The organism is Geodermatophilus saharensis, from assembly GCF_900188205.1.
Lineage (GTDB): Bacteria > Actinomycetota > Actinomycetes > Mycobacteriales > Geodermatophilaceae > Geodermatophilus > Geodermatophilus saharensis.
Genome location: NZ_FZOH01000004.1, coordinates 91,637 through 111,159, shown reverse-complemented (window position 1 = coordinate 111,159; position 19,523 = coordinate 91,637). Strand labels below are relative to the sequence as shown.

The window sequence follows — 19,523 nt, the reverse complement described above, 5'->3', positions numbered from 1 at the left end:
CGCGGTTACCGTCCGGGCATGAGCGCCCGCCGTCGTCTGCGCACCTCCGCCGGCCTGGCGGCCGCCGTCCTGCTCAGCGGGTGCGGCGGCGGCGACGTCGAGGGCACGGCCTCGCCCGCGTCGCCGTCCTCGGCGTCGGCCTCCTCGTCGGCCTCGTCGTCGTCCTCGGCGTCGCCGGCCTCCGGCGCCGACCTCGCGCCGGGGCTGCTCCCCGCCGAGGCGTTCGGGACGGGCGCGCAGGTCACCCCGCTGACCGAGGCCCAGCTGGCGCAGGGCGCGGCCGCCGCCGGCAGCGCCACCGAGGACCTGCAGGTGACCCCGCCGGAGTGCGCACCCGCGGTGCAGGGGACCCAGCCGTCGTTCGACGAGTACGACGACGTCGCCGCGCAGGTCGCCGTCCTCGGGACGGTCACCACCGTGCAGGCGCTGGCCTCCGGCGGCCCCGCCGAGGACGCGCTGGACGGCTTCGGGCAGCAGCTCGACCGGTGCCGCTCGGTGCAGGTGACCTCCCCGGAGGTCGGCACGGTGACCATCGCCTTCGACGAGCTCACCGTGCCCGAGCTCGGCGACGGCTCGGCCGGCGTCACCTTCAGCACCACCGCGACCGGGCCCGACGGTCAGCAGGTGACCGTGCCGGCCCTGGTCGGGATGGTGCAGGACGGCGACCGGGTCCTCGTGCTGCTCCGCACGGACACCTCCGGCGGCCGGCTCGACCCGACGGCCTTCACCGACCTGCTCGCGCAGGCCCACGACACCCAGGCCGCCGCCCTCGACTGAGGGGAGCAGGGGCCCCGCGGTCGGGCCCGGTGGTCGACGCGCCCGGTGACCGCCACCGGCCCGGGGAGCGGACCAGGGCCCTTGACGGGCGCGACCCGAGGAGGGGGCGGGCAGGCTCCGTGGCGCCAGGACCGGTGCCCGCTCCTCATCTCCCCGGAGGTCCCCGATGTCGACACGGACCGCTGATCTCTTCCTCCTCGAGGACCTCGGGACCGACGGGAGGACCGGTGGCCTGGCCGACCGCGACCGGGACGCGCTGCGCGCCGTCGCCGACTGGATCCGGACCTTCGTCGTCGAGCCGCACGAGGAGCTCGGCCGCCCCGGGCCGGTCTGCCCCTTCGTGCCCACGTCCGTGGCACGGCAGCGGCTGTGGCTCGCCGCCGAGCAGGTCGGCGACGGGGGCGCGCCGCGCGTCGTGGACGTGGTGGAGGACCACAAGCGCCGGCTCCTCGACGCCGGGACCGCGGCCGGCGACGACACGTACGACGTGGTCGTCGTCGTCTTCCCCGACCTGCCCGCGGACCGTGCGGAGGGCGTCTTCGGCGAGGTCCTGCAGCAGATCGCCGTGCCGTCCTACGTCGAGGACGGGATCGTCTTCGGGCCGTTCTACGACGGCAACCGGTCGACCGCGATCTACAACGACGGCTTCCGCCCCTTCCGGTCGCCGGTGCCGTTCCTGTTCGTGCGGCACGGGGTGGTCAGCGACTGGAAGTTCTTCCTCGAGCAGGAGGACTGGCTGACCCACTGGGCCCGTCGCTTCGGCGAGTCGGGGGTCCGCGCGCTCGCCGAGGAGCTCCGCCGGCTGCCGTGGAACGCGCGGCGCGACCGGGTGCCCCCGGCGGAGGCCGTGGCCCGCTGACACTCCCGCCCCGGCCGTCCACAGGGGCGGCCTGGTCCACAGGCCGCCGTGAGGGAGCCCGCCGCACCGCGCGGGACCGCAGGGTCGACGGCGTGCAGAGACCCCCGATCCCCGTCATCCGGCTCGGCGGCACCGGCGAGGTCGCCGCCGCCCTGCCGCACCTGCTCGGCTTCCGGCCGGCCGAGTCGGTGGTGCTGGTCAGCCTGCGCGGACCCGGTGGCAGCCAGGTCGGCCTGACCGTGCGCGCCGACCTCCCGCCGCCGGGGTCGGCCGCCGCGCTGGCCCGCGCCCTCGCCGCCCGGGTCGTCACCGACGAGCCGGACGCCGTGCTCCTCGCGGTGGTCTCCGAGGCCCCCGACCGCGCGCTCCCGCCGGTGCTCCCGGTCGGGTCCGGCGCGGTCGAGGCGTGGCCGGAGCTGCCGCACCGCGACGTGGTGCACGAGGTGGTGCTGGCCCTGGACGGGCGCGACGTGCCCGTCCGCGAGGCGCTGCTGGTCCGCGGCGGCCGGTGGTGGGACTACGACTGCCCGTACGCCTGCTGCGAGCCCGGCGCCGGCACGCCCGTCCCCGCCGGGGCCAGCCCGCTGGCCGCGGCGGCGGTTGCCGCCGGTGCGGTGCTCGCGCCCGACCGCGCCGCGCTGGCCGCCCGCATCGCCCCGCCGGACGGCCCGGCCGCGGCGGCGATGGCCGAGGCCTGCCTGTCCGCCGGGCGGGTGCACGCCGGCCGGCTGCGCGCCTCCGGGCGGGCCGCCGTCGCCGCCGAGGCGAGCACCCTGGTCGTCGATGCCGCGGCCGCCTGCCGGCCCGGACCGGCCACCGCCGGTGCCCGGTTGTCCGACGCCCGGGTGGCCGAGGTGCTGTGGGCACTGACCCTCTCCGAGGTGCGCGACCGGGCGCTGGGCCTGGCGCTCGGCGACGACGCCCCGGCCGCGGAGGTGCTGTGGACCGAGTGCACCCGCCGCGCGCCCGTGCCGCTCGACGGGCCGCCCGCGACGCTGCTGGCCGTGAGCGCGTGGCTGCGCGGGGACGGCGCCACGGCCAACGTCGCGCTCGACCGGGCGATGGCGGCCGACCCCGACGCGCCGCTGCCGCAGCTGCTGGCCGACGGCCTGGCCGCCTGCCTCCCGCCTGCGCAGCTGCGCGCCCTGATCAGCGAGACCCTCGCGCCCGACCCCCGGTCGGCCGGCGCCGGGTGAGCGGCGTGCCGACACCGCCCGGAGGCGGCGCCGTCACAGCAGGGCGGGGCGCTGCCACTCCTGGCCGAGCACGTGCTCGGCCAGGAAGGCGAGCACCGTCTCGTACCAGACCGTCGAGTTGCCGGGGGTGAGCACCCAGTGGTTCTCGTCCGGGAAGTAGAGGAACCGCGACGGCACGCCCCGCTTCTGCAGGTCGTAGAACAGCCGCAGACCCTCGCCGATCGGCACGCGGTAGTCCTTGTCGCCGTGGATGACCAGCACCGGCGTGCGGATGGCGTCGGCGAAGCGGTGCGGCGAGTTCTGCTCGTAGCGCTTCGGGGTGGTGAGCGGGTCGCCCCACTCCTTCTCCCAGTAGTAGGCCGCGTCCGTGGTGCCCACGAAGCTGTCGAGATCCCACAGGCTGGCGTGGGTGACGATCGCCCGGAAGCGGTCGGTCTGGGTGGCCACCCAGTTGGCCATGTAGCCGCCGAACGAGCCGCCCATCGCGGCGGTGCGCTCCGGGTCGAGGTCGGGCCGCTCCAGGGCCGCGTCCACGGCGGCCATGAGGTCGGTGTAGGGCGCCCCGCCCCACTCGCCCCAGCCGCGCCGCACGAAGTCCTGGCCGAAGCCCTGCGACAGCGCCGGGTTGGGCAGCAGCACGGCGTACCCCCGGGCGGCCAGCACCCACGGGCACCAGCGCCACGACCAGGAGTTCCAGCTCATCAGCGGGCCGCCGTGGATCCACAGCACCAGTGGCGCCGGGCTCTCCGTCGAGGCGCCCTCGGGCAGCACCAGCCACGACTGCACCTGCGCGCCGTCGGCGGTGGTGGTGCGGACCTCCGTCAGCGTCCCCGGCAGCCGGCCGACCCCACCCGGCGCGGGCAGCGGCTCGGGGTGCTGGCCGGTCGCCCGCGGGTCCAGCCGCACCGGGACGGGCGGCTCGTCGTAGGCCGAGCGCAGGGCGTAGAGGGCGCTGCCGTCGCGGGCCACCTGCAGGTCGCTGTGGGCACCGTCGGCGGTCAGCCGCACCGGCTCGCCGCCGGCCACCTCCACCCGGAACAGCGCGTGCCGGCCGTCGTCGTCGGCGAGGAAGTACACGGCGGTGCCGTCCGCGGCGAACTGCGGGGCGCTGGGCCACCGGTCGAAGCCGGCGGTCAGCTCCCGGCCCTGCGCGGAGGCGACGTCGACCAGCAGCAGCGTGTAGTCCGGCGGCTCGGCGTAGGTAGTCGTGGTCTCGCGCACACAGACGACCGCGGCGCCGTCGGGGGAGAAGGCGCCGGAGTGGACGTCGGCCAGCGGGTCGTCGACCAGCACCCGGCTGTCCCCGGTCGCCGTCTCCACCAGCAGCAGCCGGGTGCGCCGGCCGGCCGGGCCGTCGGGCACCTGCTCCTCCCGCAGCGCGAGGCGGCCGTCGGGGGAGAGGGTCACCGACTCGCCGGCCCCGAGGGGCGGGCCGGCGTCGGGGGTCAGGTCACGCAGCTCGACCGGCTCGGGCGCCCCGCCCGCCGCGTCCTCCGCCGGCAGGGCGCCGGCCCAGAACAGGTGCGGCACGGCCGGGCCGAGGTCGGCGTCCCAGTACCGCACCGGGTAGGCCTCGTGCAGGATCGCCGACACCCCCGCGTCGCTGCGCGCCTTGCGCCGGGCCTCGTCGTCGGAGGCGTCCCCCGCGCCGGGGTGGGTGGCGGCCACCACGACGACGTCGCCGCTGTCGGCGGCCACCGCGAAGCCGGCCACGCCGCCCGGGCGGGTGACCACCGGGCGCGCCTCACCGCCGCCGGGGGGCAGCGCCCACAGCGCCGGCTTCGGGTCGCCGGCGTCCTTGCCGGCCGCCGGGTCGGGGCGGGCGGAGACGAACAGCAGGGTGCCGTCGGGGCCGAAGGCCGGCGCGGACTCGCCGGGGGCGCTGCGGGTCAGCCGCCGGGGCGGCCGCTGCCCGGCGGGGTCGACCTCCCACAGCGCCGACTGCCACTTCGTGCCCTCGCCGTCGAGCGTCTGCACCGCGACCGCCAGCCGGGTGCCGTCGGCCGACAGCGCCAGGCCGCTCACCCGCGGGATCGCGGCGAAGTCGGCCAGCCGCTCGAAGGGCGAGGCCGGGGGAGTGTCCGCAGGGCTGTCGGCGGGGTGGTCGGGCTGGCTCACCAGGGCTCCTCGCGGGTGGGATCACGGGACGCGGTGCCGTGTCGCGGACGCTGCGCCCACCGTAACGAGCGGCGCCCGGCACCCGCCGGGGAAGCGGGTGCCGGGCGCAGGGTGACGTGCTGGAACGGCCTCGGTGCCGGGACCCGCGCCGAGGCCGCGGGGCGCAGGGGCAGCGGGCTCCGTCCTCAGAGCTGCGCGGCGGCCTCCGCCGGGGTCAGCTCCTCGTCGACCGCGGCGACGAACAGGTGCTGGGCCACGCCGGCCGGCAGCGGGTGGTCGTCGACGGTGACGGTGCCGTTCGTCGACCGGGCCACCACGGTCGCGCCCGGGCGCACCCCCTGCTCGGCGAGCTGGCGCAGCAGCTCACCGTTCTCCTGCAGCTGCTCGCTGATCCGCCGGATCGTCACCCGGCGGCCCTCGGCGGTGGCGGTGGTGGAGAGCAGGGTGAGGGAGTCGAGCACCGCCGAGGTCTCCCCGCCCAGCGCGTCCAGGCCCGGGATCGGGTTGCCGAACGGGGAGACCGTCGGGTTGCCGAGCAGGGTCAGCAGCTTGCGCTCCACCGCCTCGCTCATGACGTGCTCCCAGCGGCAGGCCTCCTCGTGGACGTCGGCGTACTCCAGGCCGATGACGTCGACGAGCAGGCACTCGGCGAGCCGGTGCTTGCGCATGACCGCGGTGGCCAGGGCGCGGCCGGACTCCGACAGCTGCAGGTGCCGGTCCCCCTCGACGGTCAGCAGCCCGTCGCGCTCCATGCGGGCGACGGTCTGGCTGACGGTGGGACCGCTCTGGTGCAGCCGCTCGGCGATCCGGGCCCGGAGCGGGACGATGCCCTCCTCCTCCAGCTCGAAGATCGTCCGGAGGTACATCTCCGTGGTGTCGATGAGGTCGTTCACTGGCACTCCTCCGTGTCGCTCCCGATCCTACGGGCCACCAGCGACCGGGCCCGGCCGCCGCGGGGGCCGCACGGGGCGGCGGCGCAGGTCCGGACCGGGACCGGGAGCCGGGAGAGGGCGGCGGCCGGGCACCGGCGGTAGCGTCCCGGCCAGGGACGACGCCGGGACGACGACGCCTCGGCGGGAGGGTCCCGAGGCGGACAGGAGGGCCCCGTGAGCGACTTGGTGGCCGTCGTCTGGGACGACGCGCTGCTCGGCTACACGCTGGGCGGCGACCACCCGCTGCACCCGGTGCGGCTGGACCTGACGATGCGACTGGCCGACGCCCTCGGCGTCCTGGCGTCGAACCGGGTCGACGTCGTGCGGCCGGCGCCCGCCGGCACCGACCTGCTGACGCTGGTGCACGACGAGGCCTACCTGGAGGCGGTGCGGCGCGCGCCCACCGACCCCGACGAGCGCTACGGCCTGGGCACCGCCGACAACCCGGTGTTCGAGGGCATGTACGAGGCCGCCGCGCTCATCACCGGCGGCAGCGTGCAGGCCGCCGAGCTGGTGCACTCCGGGCGCGCCCAGCACGCGGTGAACATCTCCGGCGGGCTGCACCACGCCATGCGCGACCGCGCGTCGGGCTTCTGCGTGTTCAACGACGCCGCGATCGCGATCGCCTGGCTGCTCGGCCAGGGCGTGGAGCGCGTCGCCTACGTCGACCTCGACGTCCACCACGGCGACGGCGTGCAGGCCGCCTTCTACGACGACCCGCGGGTGCTCACCGTGAGCATCCACCAGACCCCGCTGACCCTCTTCCCCGGGACCGGCTACCCGGAGGAGACCGGCGACCCGGAGAGGGCGCACGGCAGCGCCGTCAACGTGGCGCTGCCCAACGGCACCGACGACCCGGGCTGGCTGCGCGCCTTCCACGCCGTCGTCCCGGGCGTGCTGCGTGCCTTCGCGCCGCAGGTGCTGGTCACCCAGTGCGGCTGCGACGCCCACCACGAGGACCCCCTCGCCGACCTCGCGCTGACCATCGACGGCCAGCGGGCCAGCTACCGCGCGGTGCACGAGCTGGCGCACGAGCTGTGCGACGGCCGCTGGATCGCCCTCGGCGGCGGCGGCTACGGCCTGGTGCGCTGCGTGCCGCGGGCCTGGACCCACCTGCTGGCCGAGGCGGCCGGCGCGCCGCTGGACCCGGTGACGGCGATCCCGCAGTCCTGGCGCGACGACGTCGTCGCCCGCGGGCTGCGCGCCCGGCCGCCGACGCACATGACCGAGGGCGGCTACACCGGCTTCGCCGCGTGGGACCCGTTCACCGAGTCCCGCGTCGATAGGGCCGTCGCGCGCACCCGGCGGGCGTCCTACCCCCTGTTCGGTCTCGACCCGGACGACCCCCGTGACTGAACAGCGGACCGCTCCGCACGAGGCGCCCGAGGAGCCGGCCGCGCCGCGGCCCCCGGCGCACTGGGAGGCCGACATCGTCGCCGCCGACGGCGGCACGGTGCACCTGCGCCCGATCTGTCCCGAGGACGCCGACGGGCTGGTCGGCCTGATGGAGCGCAGCTCCGACCAGACCCGCTACTACCGGTTCTTCGGGCCGATGAAGCGGCTCAGCGACAAGGACCTGCACCGCTTCACCCACGTCGACCACCACGACCGGGTCGCCTTCGTGCTCCTGCTCGGCGACCAGCTCATCGCCGTCGGCCGCTACGACCGCCTGCCCGGCACCACCGACGCCGAGATCGCGTTCCTCGTCGAGGACGCCCACCAGGGCCGCGGCCTGGGCTCGGTGCTGCTCGAGCACCTGGCCGCCGCCGCCCGCGAGCGCGGCATCACCAACTTCGTCGCCGAGGTGCTGACACAGAACAGCCGGATGGTCCGGGTCTTCCTCGACGCCGGCTACCAGGCCACGCGCACCTACGACGAGGGTGTCGTCCACCTGACCTTCCCGATCGCCCCCACCCAGACGTCGCTGGCGGTGGCCTACGAGCGCGAGCAGCGCAGCGAGTCCCGGTCCATCGCGCGGCTGCTCACCCCGTCGTCGGTCGCGGTGGTCGGCGCCAGCAACGACGAGGGCAAGATCGGCAACCTCGTCCTGCGCAACCTGCTCGACCACGGCTTCGAGGGCCCGGTGTACCCGGTCAACCCCGCCGCCCGGCACGTGCGCGGCGTGCCCGCCTACGCCTCGATCGAGGCCATCCCCGGCGACGTCGACCTCGCGGTGGTCGCCGTCCCGGCCGACGAGGTCGCCGGTGTGGTCGAGTCCTGCCGGCGCAAGCGGGTCCGCGGCCTGGTGGTCATCTCCGGCGGGTTCGGCGAGACCGGGCCGGAGGGCCGGGAGGCGGAGCGGCGGCTGGTCGCCTCGGCGCGCGCCTCGGGCATGCGGGTGGTCGGCCCCAACTGCCTCGGCGTCGTCAACACCGACCCGGCGATCCGGCTCGACGCCAGCCTCGCGCCCCACGTCCCCGGCCGCGGCCGGGTGGGGTTCTTCGCCCAGTCCGGCGCGCTGGGCGTGGCGCTGCTCGAGCGCGCCCGCTCCCGCAACATCGGGCTGTCCAGCTTCGTCTCGGCGGGCAACCGCGCCGACGTCAGCGGCAACGACCTGCTGCAGTACTGGGCCACCGACCCCGGTACCGAGGTCGTGCTGCTGCACCTGGAGAGCTTCGGCAACCCGCGCAAGTTCGCCCGGCTGGCCCGCACCGTCGGCCGCACCAAGCCGGTGGTGGCGGTCAAGAGCGGCCGGCACGGCGGGCTGACCCCGGGGCTGGCCGGCACGTCGGTGTCGGTGCCCGAGCAGTCGGTGGCGGCGTTGTTCGCCTCGGCCGGGGTGATCCGGGTCGAGACCGTCGCCCAGCTCTTCGAGGTCGGCATGCTGCTGGCCCACCAGCCGCTGCCGGCCGGCGACCGGGTCGCCGTCGTCGGCAACTCCACCGCGCTGGGTGTGCTCGTCGCCGACTCCGTCCTCGACCAGGGGCTGGCGCTGGCCCACGAGGCCCCGGTCGACATCGGCACCACCGGCAGCCCGGAGGCCTTCCGCACGGCGCTGCAGGAGGCCGTCGACGACGACGGTGCCGACGCCGTCGTCGCGGTGTTCCTCCCGCCGCTGGTGCACACGCCGCCCGACGAGTACGGCCGGGCGCTGGTGGAGGTGTCGCGGGGGTCGGCCAAGCCGGTGCTGGCCACGTTCCTCTCCGCCGAGGGGTTCCCGCCGGAGCTCACCGTGACCGACGCGAACGGCATGCCCGCCCGCGGCTCGGTGCCGTCGTACTCCTCGCCGGAGCGGGCGGTCATCGCGCTGGCCCGGGTGGCGCAGTACGCCCGCTGGCGGCGGCGGCCGGTGGGCACCGTGCCCGACCTGCCCGACGTCGACGCCGAGCGCGCCCGGTCGGTGGTCCGCGGGGCCCTGCTGGAGTCCCCCGGCGGCCGGCAGCTCACCGACGACGAGACGCTGGCGCTGCTGGCCGCCTACGGCGTGCCGCTGCTCGGCACCCGGCTGGCCACCACGGCCGAGGAGGCCGTCGCCGCCGCCGACGCCGTCGGCTATCCGGTGGTGCTCAAGTCCACCGCACCGTGGCTGCGGCACCGCACCGACCTCGGCGGGGTGCGGCTGGACCTCCCCGACGCCGACGCCGTCCGCGCCGCCTTCGAGGCCATCCCCGCCGGCGACCCGGTGATCGTGCAGGAGATGGCCGCCCCCGGGGTGGCGACGGTCGTGGAGGTCGTCGACGACCCGTCGTTCGGCGCGCTGGTCAGCTTCGGCCTCGGGGGAGTGGCCACCGAACTGCTCGGCGACCGCGCCTACCGCACGCTGCCGCTGACCGACCTCGACGCCGCCGAGCTGGTGCGCGAGCCGCGGGCGTGGCCGCTGCTCGACGGCTGGCGCGGGGCCGAGCGGGTCGACGTCGCGGCGCTGGAGGAGCTGCTGCTGCGGGTGGCCCGGCTGGCCGACGACCTGCCCGAGGTGCTCGGCCTGACGCTGTCCCCGGTGATCGCCGGCCCGCCCCACCCCTGGCACGGCGGCCGCTCGCTGGTCGTCGCCGGCGGGACGGTGCGGATCGGACCGCCCACCGCCCGCGTGGAGCCCGGCCCGCGCCGCATGCGCGACTGAGGGTGCGGCTCACCGCCTCCAGAAGAGGTGGTGGGTGACGCCGCTCGGGCTGGGCACGACCTCGCGGTGGAAGCGGTCGAGCAGCTCGTCCGGTGAGGTCCACAGCCGGGAGCCGGCGCCCAGCTCGACCGGCGCGACGGCGACGTGCAGCGTGTCGACGAGGTCGGCGTCGAGGAACTGCCGGACCACCGAGGCGCCGCCCCCGAGCCGCACGTCGAGGCCGCCGGCCGCCGCGCGGGCCTGCTCCAGCACCGTGGCCGGGTCGGCGTCGACGAAGGAGAACGTCGTGTCCGACAGCGTGAACGACGGGCGCACGTGGTGGGTCATCACGAACACCGGCGTGTGGAACGGCGGCTCCTCGCCCCACCAGCCCCGCCACTCGTGGTCCTGCCAGGGGCCGCGCTGGGGCCCGAACTTGTTCCGGCCCATGATCTCGGCGCCGATGCCGTGCGCGAAGTCCCGGGTGAAGTAGTCGTCCAGGCCGCGGCTGCCGCCCGGCCCGGTGCGCCCCGGGAAGCTCGCGGTGGCGAGGGCCCAGGCCATCAGCTCCCGCGGGTCGGCGTGCCCGAACGGCCGCTCGAGGCTCTGCCCCTTCCCCGCGCCGTACCCGTCGCGGGAGACGGTGAAGTTCTGCACCCTCAGCAACTGCGCCACGCTGTCCTCCTCGGTGTCGACGGGCAGACCGGCGCCGGCGCCGGGACTCATCGGCGCGGGGAGGACCCGTCTCAGGGACGGCGGCCGGTGAAGGCGAGCAGCCTGGTCTGGGCGTCGGCGTCGTCGGGGACCGCGACCCGCGGGCCGTAGTGGCCGCTGCCGCGCAGTGCGGCGTCCCACGGCTCGATCCCGGCGAGGAACGCCGCCGCCTCCTCCGCGTCGAGGGTCTCGTCCTGGCCGGTGGCGCGGGCGAGGTCCCAGGTGTGCACCAGCAGGTCCATCAGCCCGGTCATGGCGACGAGGTCCTCGAGCGGCATGTCCCCGGCGCGGGTGCTGGTCGGGCGTCGGGCGAGGTCCGGGTCGGCGAGCAGGGCCCGGATCGCGGCGTCGGTGGCCCGCCAGGCACCCGCGGGGTCGTCGTCGACGGAGGGGATCTCGGGCACCGGCCGGTCCACCGCGGGGAAGTAGAGCGCCGGCATCCACTCCACCAGGTGCCGGACGACGTCGCGGGCTGCCCAGCCCTCGCACGGCGCCGGGTCGTCCCAGCGGCCGGCGGGGACGCCGTCGACCCGCCGTCCGAGGTCGTCGGCCAGGTGCCGCCAGCGTTCCTCCGTCGTCACCACGACCAGCCTCCTCAACCGAACGGTTGATGACGAGCCTGGCCCGGCGACACGCGCCTGTCAACGCCGAGAGCCGGCTCCCCGTGGGGAGCCGGCTCTCGGCGGGGGACTGCTAGGCGAGGTAGTCGCGCAGCGCGTCGGCACGCTGCGGGTCGCGCAGCTTGGCCATCGTCTCGCGCTCGATCTGGCGCACCCGCTCGCGGGAGAGACCGAACTGCTTGCCGATCTGCTCCAGCGTGCGCGGCTGGCCGCCGTCGAGGCCGAAGCGGAGCACCACGACGTCGCGCTCGCGCTCCTCCAGCGTGGACAGGACGGTGCGCACGTCGCCCTTCATCATCTGGAAGGCCACCGCGTCCTCGGCCACCGCGGCGTCGGCGTCCTCGATGAAGTCACCGAGGCGGGACTCCTCGTCGGCACCGACGGTCTGGTCGAGGCTGACCAGGTCACGGCTGTACTCGAGCAGCTCGGTGACCCGCTCGGGGGTCATGTCGAGCTCCAGGCCGAGCTCCTCGGCGGTGGGCTCGCGCTCGAGCTCCTGGTGCACCCGCCGACGGGTCCGCACGACCTTGTTGACCTGCTCGGCCAGGTGCACGGGCAGCCGGATGGTGCGGCCGGAGTCGGCCATCGCGCGGGTGATGGCCTGGCGGATCCACCACGTCGCGTAGGTCGAGAACTTGAAGCCCTTGGTGTAGTCGAACTTCTCGACGGCGCGGATGAGGCCGACGTTGCCCTCCTGGATGAGGTCCAGGAACGTCATGCCGTGCCCGGTGTAGCGCTTGGCCACCGAGACGACCAGCCGCAGGTTGGCCTCGAGCAGGTGCCGCTTGGCGGCCTTGCCGTCGACGGCGAGCGCCTTGTAGTCCCGCTGCAGGGCGGGGGTGAGCTGCCGCTCGGCGAGCAGCCGCTCGGCGTAGAGGCCGGCCTCGATGCGCTTGGCCAGCTCGACCTCCTGCTCGGCGGTCAGCAGGGCGGTCTTGCCGATGGTGTTGAGGTACACGCGCACCAGGTCGGTCGACACCAGGCCACTGGTGTCCGGCTCGCGTCGCGGCGAGCGGACCTCGAGAGCGTCGCTGGGGGAGGACTGCAGGAGCGTCACGGGATGTCTTCGTCCTTGCCTGTGGTTCGGATGCACCGGCCGGCTGTCGGAGGCGGTGGTGCGTCCGCGTCTGGGGTGGGGCGCCGCTGTCCGGGCGGGACCCCGATGTGGTCCGTTGTCGTCCGTTGTGTTACGCCCCGTGCAACGGTCCCGACGGGCCCTGGTGTTCCGCGCGGCCCGACTTCACAGGCAACGCACAGAGCGTGTCTTCTGTCACCACCCGTACCCGGTCCGTCGCCGGATCAGACGTCCAGCAGCAAGGTCATCGGGCCGTCGTTCACCGAGGCCACCGCCATGCGGGCGCCGAACACCCCCGTGGCCACCTCGCTGCCGCGCCGCCGCAGCTCCGCGACCACCTCGCCGACCAGCGGCTCGGCCACCTCGCCGGGTGCCGCGCCGTCCCACGACGGGCGGCGGCCCTTGCGCGTGTCGGCGTAGAGCGTGAACTGGCTGACGACCAGCACCGGCAGCCCGAGGTCACCGGCCGAGCGGGCGCCGTCGTCGGCAGGGAACACCCGCAGCTCGTGGACCTTCCGGGCCAGCGCGCGGGCACGGTCGGCGTCGTCGTCCCGGCCGACGCCGACCAGCGCCAGCAGGCCCCGGCCGATCTCCCCGACGACGGCGCCGTCGACGGTCACCGACGCCGAGGCCACCCTGCTCACCACCGCGCGCACCGGCCCATCCTGCGCCGCGGGCAGCCGCCTCCTCAGCGGCGGGGCGCCTCCGCCGGCCGGGCGCGCCGCGGCGGGCGCTCCATGACCCAGACGTGCGGCGCACCGCCGGGCGGGTCGAGCTCGGCCCGGACGCCGAAGCCGAGCCGCTCGTAGAACCGCACGTTGGCCGCGGACGACGTCTCGAGCACCGCCGTGGCGCCCTCGGCGTCCAGCGCCCGGATCCCCGGGGCGAGCAGGGCCGCGGCGATGCCGCGTCCACGCTCGCGCGGGACGGTGCCCACGCAGCCCAGCAGCCAGTACGGCTCCGGCGGCCGCGCGTGCGCACCGGCGGCCTCCGCTGCCTCCAGCGCCGCGGCGCGGTCCCCCAGCAGCGGGGGGATCCCCTCGGCCAGGAGCCGCCGGGTCGCCGGCGACGGCGGCGGGTCGTCCGGCCGCGCCCAGCAGGCGGCCGCCACGACCGCGCCGCCCCGCTCGGCGACCCAGGTCCCGCCCGCCTCGGCACCGGCGAGCCCGGCCTGGAGCCGGTAGAGCTCCCGGAGCCGCTCCCGCCTGCGGTGCTCCCCGAACGCCCAGCGGATCCAGGGGTAGTCGTCGAACGCCTCGGCGAGGACGTCCCCCACCGCCGCCGCGTCCTCCGTCCTCGCGCGGCGGATCCTCGTGCCCGTCACGGCTCCCTCCTCGTCACCATCGCCCGCAGCCGGTGCCCGTGGGGGAACCCTGCCAGGGCGCGGACGAGCCGGGCGGCCGGCCGCCGCAGCGGCACGACGACGGCGAGCACCACCGCCGACCCGAGGACCAGCCCGTCGACGACGTCGTGCGGCAGGTGGACGCCCAGCGCCACCCGCGACGCGCCGACGAGCAGGGCCAGCGGGACGGCGACCCGCCACCACGCCGGCGCCAGCAGCACGACCGCGGTGGCCAGCGCGGCGGCCAGCGTGGCGTGGTTGCTCGGCAGCGACCAGTCACCCGGCGGCGGGCACTCGACCAGCGCCGTCAGCCCCGGGACCACGCGGCACGGCCGGTCCTGCGCCACCGCCGCCTTGAGCGCCTCGCTCGCGCCGAGCGCGCCGACCACCGCGGCCCCGGCGAGCAACGCGGTGACGACCGGCTCGACCCGGGCCCGCCGGCGCCACGCCGCCGCGGCGAGCAGCAGGGCGAGGGCGACCGGGCCGCCCTCGCTGAGCACCTCGACGCCCCGGTGGACCCAGCCGGGCCGGTCCGCCACCGCCCGCACCACCGAGCGGGCCAGGTCGGGACCGGGGACGTCGTTGGTCAGCAGCAGCACGGCGGCCGCGACCAGCAGGGCGGCGGGCACCAGGACCGGCCGCAGCCGGGGAGCGGGGGAGAGCACGCCCCCGATGCTCCGGCCGCGCAGGCGCCGGTCGCCTCGGACCGCCGGACCGGCCGGGTCTCCTGCGCGAGGAGGAGCAGGGACCGGCCCTCCTCCTCGAGGACCCCTCCGGCGACCGTCCCGCAGGCCGATCCGCCCCGGCGCCGGCGCCCGCAGGCTCGGGACGCCGCAGCAGGTGCGGCACCCGACCACCTCGAGGAGCCAGACCGTGACACCGGTCCAGCAGACGTCCCCGGCCGTCCCCGCCACGGCGGCCGGCACGCCCGCCGCCCGCGGCCGGGCCCTGACCAAGGTCTACGGCCGCGGCGACACCCGGGTCACCGCGCTCGACGCCGTCGACGTCGACTTCCGCCACGGCGAGTTCACCGCGATCATGGGCCCCTCCGGCTCGGGCAAGTCCACGCTCATGCACTGCATGGCCGGCCTGGACTCCCTGACCTCCGGCTCCGCCTGGATCGGCGACACCGAGCTCTCGGCCCTGGACGACCGGGGCCTGACCCGCCTGCGCCGCGACCGCATCGGGTTCGTCTTCCAGGCGTTCAACCTGCTTCCGACGCTGACGGCGCTGGAGAACATCACGCTGCCCATGGACATCGCCGGGCGCACCCCCGACGCGGCCTGGCTGGACTCCGTCGTCGACGCCGTCGGCCTGCGCTCCCGGCTCGGCCACCGGCCGGCCGAGCTGTCCGGCGGGCAGCAGCAGCGGGTGGCGTGCGCCCGTGCCCTGGCCGGCCGTCCCCAGGTGGTGTTCGCCGACGAGCCCACGGGCAACCTCGACTCCCGCAGCGGGGCCTCGGTGCTGTCCTTCCTGCGGACCTCGGTGCGCGAGATGGGCCAGACGGTGGTCATGGTGACCCACGACCCCGCGGCCGCCTCCTACGCCGACCGGGTCCTCTTCCTCGCCGACGGGCGCATCGTCGACGAGATGGCCGCCCCCACCGCGGAGCGCGTCCTCGACCGCATGAAGGCGTTCGACGCCGCCGGCCGCATCGTCGAGGTGGGCTGAGATGCGCCGCGCGACCCTGCGCAGCCTCCTGGCGCACAAGCTGCGCCTGGCCCTGTCGGCGGTGGCGATCGTGCTCGGCGTCGCCTTCGTCGCCGGCACGATGATCTTCACCGACACCCTCGACCGGACCTTCACCGACCTCTTCGAGAGCACCGCGTCCGACGTCGCCGTGACCCCGGAGGGCGGCGCCGAGGGCATCGACGGGCCCGCCGGCACGCTCTCGGTGCCCGGGACGCTGGTCGGGCAGGTGCGCGCCGTCGACGGCGTGGCCGCCGCCGAGGGCTACGTGCAGGCCCAGGGCGTCTACCTGCTGACCCCCGCCGGGGAGGTCCTCGACACCGGCGGCGCCCCCGGCATCGGGATCAGCTGGACCAGCGCGCCCGGGCTCGACACCGGCGAGCTGACCGCGGGCCGGGCCCCCGAGCGCGCCGGCGAGGTGGCGCTCGACAGCGGCAGCGCCGAGGAGGCCGGCTACGCGGTCGGCGACCGGGTGACGCTGCTGACCCCCGGCCCCCGGGTCGAGGCCACCGTCGTCGGCGTCTTCACCTTCGGGGAGGACGGCGGCCTGGCCGGCGCCTCCCTCACCGCCTTCGACGTGGCCACCGCCCAGCAGCTGACGGGCGTCGGCGACGGCTTCAGCGGCATCCAGGTGGCCGCCGCCGAGGACGTCTCCCACGACGAGCTCGCCGACCGGGTCGTCGCCGCGGTCGGCGACGGCTACACGGTCCAGACGGCGCAGCAGCAGGCCGACGAGCAGTCCGCGGCCCTGGAGGAGGGGCTGTCGTTCATCACCGTGCTGCTCACCGCCTTCGCCGTCATCGCCCTGTTCGTTGGCAGCTTCATCATCCTGAACACCTTCTCGATGCTGGTCGCCCAGCGCACCCGGGAGCTCGCGCTGCTGCGGGCCCTGGGCGCCGGCCGGGGGCAGGTCACCCGGTCGGTGCTGCTGGAGGCCGTCGTCCTCGGCGTCGTCGGCGCCACGGTCGGCCTGGCCGGCGGGTTCGGCATCGCGACCGGGCTGCGGGCGCTGTTCGGCACGTTCGGGCTCACGCTGGACGGCGACCTGGTGCTGTCGGCGGACACGGTGGTCTGGTCCTACGCCGTCGGCGTCCTGGTGACCGTGCTCGCGGCCTGGGTGCCCGCCCGCCGGGCGGCCCGCACCCCGCCGGTCGCCGCCATGCGCGACGACCACGTGGCGGTGGAGCGGTCGCTGCGCCGCCGGACCGCTTTCGGCGTCGCGCTGGTCGCCGTCGCGGCCGGTGCCCTGGCCGGCAGCGTGGCGGCCGGTGACAGCGGCCACGCCCCGGCCCTCGTCGGGGTCGGCGGGCTGGCCCTGGTGCTGGGCGCGGTCGCGCTCAGCCCGGTCCTGGCCCGGCCCGTCGTCCGGGTGCTCGGCGCGCCGCTGCCGCGGCTGGCGGGCACGGCCGGCCGGCTGGCCCGCGACAACGCGCAGCGCAACCCGCGCAGGACCGCGGCGACGGCGTCCGCGCTGATGGTCGGGCTGACGCTGGTGACCGGCTTCGGCGTCCTCGGCGCGTCGGCCAACGCCTCGGTCGACGCCCTCGTCGACGACACGGTGCGCGCCGACTACGTCGTCTCCACCGCCGTGGGCCAGCCGTTCACCCCCGAGGTGGCCGACCGGCTGCGGCAGCTGCCGGAGGTCGACGCCGTCCTCCAGCAGCGGTTCACCCAGGTGCGGGTGGACGGGCAGAGCACCTTCGCCGCCGCCGTCGACGCGACCACGCTGGACCGCGGCCTCGCCCTGGAGTACGTCGCCGGCGGCAGCGACGGGCTGGCCGGGCGCGGCCTGCTGGTCGACGAGACCACCGCCGCCGAGCGCGGCTGGGAGGTCGGCGACACCGTCGCGGCCGAGTCGGCCGGCGGTCAGCCGACCGAGCTCACGGTCGGCGGGGTCTACGCCGCCAACCAGGCGGTCGGCTCGATGGTGCTGTCCCTGGACACCGACGCCGCCCTCGGCGGGCCCGCCCTGGACCGCTACGTCTACGTGGTCCTCGCCGACGGGACCGACGCGGCAGCGGCACGCGCGGCGCTGGAGACGGTCGTCGACGCCTACCCGGTCGTCGGCCTCAAGGACCGCGACGAGTTCGCCGGTGAGCAGAAGGCGCAGGTCGACCAGGTGCTGCTGCTCATCAACGCGCTGCTGGTGCTGTCGGTCCTCATCGCCGTCCTCGGGATCGTCAACACCCTGGCGATGTCGGTGCTGGAGCGGACGCGGGAGATCGGCCTGCTGCGCGCCGTCGGCATGGACCGCAGGCAGCTGCGCCGCACGGTGCGGCTCGAGGCGGTGCTCATCTCCGTGTACGGGGCGGTGCTGGGCCTGGGCCTGGGCCTGGTGCTCGGGGTGGGCTTGACCCGCGCGCTGGCCGACCAGGGCATCACCGAGCTGGTCGTCCCCGGCGGTCAGCTGGCCGGCTTCCTGGTCCTCGGGGCGCTCATCGGGGTGGTGGCCGCGGTGTGGCCGGCCCGGCGGGCGGCGCGGCTGCAGGTGCTCGACGCCATCGCCACGGCGTGAGCCGGTCCCGCTGAGGCGGGTCAGCCCGGGAGGGGCACGCGGACGACGAGCCGCGTGCCCCTCCCGGGTGCGCTGTCCACGTGCAGCCACCCGCCGCACAGCAGCGCACGCTCCCGCATCGTCCGCTGCCCGTGCCCGCCACCGCGCGGCGCGCCGGGGTCGAAGCCCCGGCCGTCGTCGGCGACGGTGAGGACCAGCTCCGAGCCCCGCACCTCCAGCGCGAGCTCGGCGCTGCCGGCCCGGGCGTGCTTGACGCAGTTGTGCAGCGCCTCGGCGGCGATGCGGGCCAGGTGCTCGGTGTGCTCCGCGTCCACCGCGGGCAGGCCGGCGGCCAGCCGCAGGCGCACGGGCAGGCCGTCGCGGGCCGTGCAGGTGCGGGCCAGGTCGGTCAGGGCACCGGCCAGGTCGGGGGACCCCCCGCGGATGCCGGTGACCGTGGCCCGCAGCTCGGCGACCGCCTGCCGGGACAGCTCCTCCAGGTCCCGGGCCGCCGCCGCGACCAGCTCCCCGTCCCCGGCCGCCAGGCCGCGCCGCACGGCCTGGGCCCGGGCGTGCAGGGAGAACAGCGACGCGCTGAGCGAGTCGTGCAGGTCGCGGCCGAGGCGCCGGCGTTCCAGCTCGGCGGCCTGGGCCCGCAGCTGCTCGTCGGCCAGCGCGACCGAGGCGTGCGCCCCCAGCGCCGACCACGACGTCAGCTCCGACTTGGTGGGGGCGGTCACCGACGCCGGCATGAGCAGCAGGAGGCACCCCACGGTGCGCCCGCCGCGGTGCAGCGGCAGGGCGGCCGCACCCTGCCAGCACAGCCCGGCCAGGTGCTCGGCCAGCGGGGGTGAGGACCGCTCGAGACGCTGCCGCCCGTCGGAGAGCAGCAGCAGGCGGCCGGCGGTCAGCAGCTCCCCGCCCGGGAGGTCGGAGACGGACAGGCCGGCCTCCGCGACGGCGTCGCCGGTCCCCGGCGGGAGGCCGGCAGACGCGCGCAGCAGCAGCCGGCCCCCGTCGGCCTCGTCGGCCTCGGCGAGCAGCAGGCAGCCCAGGGCCCGCGAGCGGTCGACCGCCTCACGGGCCAGGCTGGCCAGCACCTCCTCGACCGGGGCGCCCTCGGCGATGCCGGCCGCGGCCGCGCCGGGGACCACCGCCTCGGTGTCGGACGGGCCCAGCCCGAAGGTCGGGTGGAACACCGCCGGGGCCAGCTCCCGGTCGCCGACGCGCAGCACCGAGCCCGACCAGGTGATGCCGACCTCGCTGCCGTCCGGCCGGACGACGGTGTTGGCGTAGAAGCCGGTGTCACCGGCCCGCTGGTCGTGCTCGAGCTCCAGCAGCGCGGCCCGCTCGTGCTCGGCGAAGGACTGCAGGTAGTCCTGACCGGCCAGCTCGGCGAACGGGCGGCCGATCACCGCGGCACCCGCCGGGTTCAGGTACACCCAGCTGTGGTCCTCCCCGGTGATGCAGACGCCGTAGTTCGCCGACTCGAGGAGGTCCACGAGCGCGTCGAGTCCGAGCGCGCGGAGCACGGCCCCGCCGTCGGTGCGGTCGGGAGCCGGCGAGCCGGTCCTGGGCGCGGGGACGGCTGCCGCCGGCTGGTGCTGCTCGGGCGCGGCGGCGCCCCGGTGGTCCACGGCCGCACAGGATAGCCAGCGGAACCGCACC

At 76.5% G+C, this 19,523-nt stretch carries 16 protein-coding genes; 7 read left to right on the top strand and 9 right to left on the bottom strand.

All coding sequences use genetic code 11. The features are described from left to right. Nucleotides 1-18: 18 nt before the first annotated feature. The 3 genes from CHC04_RS11850 to CHC04_RS11840 all read left to right on the top strand — a co-directional run bounded on the left by CHC04_RS11850 (nt 19) and on the right by CHC04_RS11840 (nt 2,832). The gene (locus tag CHC04_RS11850) at nt 19-777 is read left to right on the top strand and encodes a hypothetical protein (RefSeq protein WP_089404153.1); all 759 of its coding nucleotides are present in this window, start codon (nt 19-21) and stop codon (nt 775-777) included. Nucleotides 778-943: 166 nt separating this feature from the next. Beyond that, nucleotides 944-1,636 carry a DUF6875 domain-containing protein gene (locus CHC04_RS11845; protein ID WP_089404152.1) on the top strand — a complete coding sequence of 231 codons (693 nt, stop codon included), beginning with the start codon at nt 944-946 and terminating at the stop codon, nt 1,634-1,636. A gap of 92 nt (nt 1,637-1,728) precedes the next feature. Beyond that, nucleotides 1,729-2,832, top strand: a complete 1,104-nt coding sequence (locus tag CHC04_RS11840) for a DUF4192 domain-containing protein (RefSeq protein WP_089404151.1) — start codon at nt 1,729-1,731, stop codon at nt 2,830-2,832. A 33-nt stretch (nt 2,833-2,865) separates the two neighbouring features. On the opposite strand, the gene CHC04_RS11835 is transcribed toward CHC04_RS11840, so the two are convergent. After that, entirely contained in the window at nt 2,866-4,950 is a 2,085-nt protein-coding gene (locus CHC04_RS11835; protein ID WP_089404150.1) for an alpha/beta hydrolase family protein, read from the bottom strand. Between the two features lie 185 nt (nt 4,951-5,135). Further along, complete coding sequence (locus tag CHC04_RS11830; protein WP_089404149.1) at nt 5,136-5,843, bottom strand: iron-dependent transcriptional repressor DtxR; 708 nt, start codon at nt 5,841-5,843, stop codon at nt 5,136-5,138. A gap of 213 nt (nt 5,844-6,056) precedes the next feature. Here CHC04_RS11830 and CHC04_RS11825 point away from each other — a divergent pair, with 213 nt between their 5' ends. After that, complete coding sequence (locus tag CHC04_RS11825) at nt 6,057-7,238, top strand: acetoin utilization protein AcuC (protein ID WP_089404148.1); 1,182 nt, start codon at nt 6,057-6,059, stop codon at nt 7,236-7,238. Then, complete coding sequence (locus tag CHC04_RS11820; RefSeq protein ID WP_089404147.1) at nt 7,231-9,942, top strand: bifunctional acetate--CoA ligase family protein/GNAT family N-acetyltransferase; 2,712 nt, start codon at nt 7,231-7,233, stop codon at nt 9,940-9,942. Before CHC04_RS11825 ends, CHC04_RS11820 begins: the two co-directional genes overlap by 8 nt. 9 nt (nt 9,943-9,951) lie before the next feature. On the opposite strand, the gene CHC04_RS11815 is transcribed toward CHC04_RS11820, so the two are convergent. The 6 genes from CHC04_RS11815 to CHC04_RS11790 all read right to left on the bottom strand — a co-directional run bounded on the left by CHC04_RS11815 (nt 9,952) and on the right by CHC04_RS11790 (nt 14,337). Continuing rightward, complete coding sequence (locus CHC04_RS11815) at nt 9,952-10,596, bottom strand: dihydrofolate reductase family protein (protein WP_089404394.1); 645 nt, start codon at nt 10,594-10,596, stop codon at nt 9,952-9,954. Between the two features lie 71 nt (nt 10,597-10,667). Then, the gene (locus CHC04_RS11810) at nt 10,668-11,216 is read right to left on the bottom strand and encodes a TIGR03086 family metal-binding protein (RefSeq protein WP_217897321.1); all 549 of its coding nucleotides are present in this window, start codon (nt 11,214-11,216) and stop codon (nt 10,668-10,670) included. 112 nt (nt 11,217-11,328) lie between these two features. Next, the gene (sigB, locus tag CHC04_RS11805) at nt 11,329-12,312 is read right to left on the bottom strand and encodes an RNA polymerase sigma factor SigB (RefSeq protein WP_089404146.1); all 984 of its coding nucleotides are present in this window, start codon (nt 12,310-12,312) and stop codon (nt 11,329-11,331) included. A 242-nt stretch (nt 12,313-12,554) separates the two neighbouring features. Continuing rightward, nucleotides 12,555-12,986 carry a D-aminoacyl-tRNA deacylase gene (dtd, locus tag CHC04_RS11800; RefSeq protein WP_089404145.1) on the bottom strand — a complete coding sequence of 144 codons (432 nt, stop codon included), beginning with the start codon at nt 12,984-12,986 and terminating at the stop codon, nt 12,555-12,557. 32 nt (nt 12,987-13,018) lie between these two features. Next, complete coding sequence (locus CHC04_RS11795; protein WP_089404144.1) at nt 13,019-13,654, bottom strand: GNAT family N-acetyltransferase; 636 nt, start codon at nt 13,652-13,654, stop codon at nt 13,019-13,021. After that, a complete protein-coding gene (locus CHC04_RS11790; RefSeq protein ID WP_217897320.1) occupies nt 13,651-14,337 on the bottom strand; it encodes a phosphatase PAP2 family protein in 687 nt (228 codons plus the stop codon). The genes CHC04_RS11795 and CHC04_RS11790 overlap by 4 nt, the downstream gene beginning before the upstream one ends. A 208-nt stretch (nt 14,338-14,545) precedes the next feature. On the opposite strand from CHC04_RS11790, the gene CHC04_RS11785 reads away from it, so the two are divergent. Both CHC04_RS11785 and CHC04_RS25285 read left to right on the top strand, forming a co-directional pair. Further along, the gene (locus CHC04_RS11785) at nt 14,546-15,343 is read left to right on the top strand and encodes an ABC transporter ATP-binding protein (protein ID WP_089404143.1); all 798 of its coding nucleotides are present in this window, start codon (nt 14,546-14,548) and stop codon (nt 15,341-15,343) included. A gap of 1 nt (nt 15,344) precedes the next feature. Further along, the gene (locus CHC04_RS25285) at nt 15,345-17,876 is read left to right on the top strand and encodes an ABC transporter permease (RefSeq protein ID WP_089404142.1); all 2,532 of its coding nucleotides are present in this window, start codon (nt 15,345-15,347) and stop codon (nt 17,874-17,876) included. 20 nt (nt 17,877-17,896) lie between these two features. Here CHC04_RS25285 and CHC04_RS11775 read toward each other — a convergent pair whose 3' ends face one another. Further along, nucleotides 17,897-19,492, bottom strand: a complete 1,596-nt coding sequence (locus tag CHC04_RS11775) for a sensor histidine kinase (protein WP_176449965.1) — start codon at nt 19,490-19,492, stop codon at nt 17,897-17,899. Nucleotides 19,493-19,523: the final 31 nt, after the last annotated feature.

Coding starts and splice junctions, on each gene's coding strand:
- CHC04_RS11850 (WP_089404153.1), top strand. CDS start 19: ATGAGCGCCCGCCGTCGTCTGCGCACCTCCGCCGGCCTGGCGGCCGCC.
- CHC04_RS25285 (WP_089404142.1), top strand. CDS start 15,345: ATGCGCCGCGCGACCCTGCGCAGCCTCCTGGCGCACAAGCTGCGCCTG.
- CHC04_RS11845 (WP_089404152.1), top strand. CDS start 944: ATGTCGACACGGACCGCTGATCTCTTCCTCCTCGAGGACCTCGGGACC.